A 321-nucleotide genomic window follows, 5' to 3' on the forward strand; every position below is an offset into this window, starting at 1 on the left:
GGTTGATGTGCAGCAGGCGGATGCCACGCGTTGTGGAGGGATAACGGGCTTCCTCGCCATCGCAGCACAGTGCGAGGCGCACCATATCGATCTCTCTGGGCATTGCGCCCCCGCTCTCCATCTCCATGCGGCCTGCGCCGCACCGCGTTTTCGCCATCTCGAATGGTTCCACGATCATGTGCGGATCGAGCACATGCTGTTCGATGGCGCCCCGGTTCCGAAAGATGGCGCCATCCGTCCTGACCTCTCGCGCCCTGGCCTCGGCCTGACCTTCAAACATTCTGACGCCGAGAGATACCAAGTATGAATACAACGAGGCCG

1 protein-coding gene is annotated in these 321 nt (G+C 61.4%); it reads left to right on the forward strand.

All coding sequences use genetic code 11. The features are described 5' to 3' along the window. Window positions 1–307: enolase C-terminal domain-like protein (locus GSQ83_RS12280; RefSeq protein WP_305782246.1), on the forward strand; the 307-nt coding region annotated here is incomplete at its 5' end. Window positions 308–321 lie beyond the last annotated feature (14 nt).

It is taken from the genome of Acidisoma sp. L85, from assembly GCF_009765865.1.
Taxonomy (GTDB): domain Bacteria; phylum Pseudomonadota; class Alphaproteobacteria; order Acetobacterales; family Acetobacteraceae; genus Acidisoma.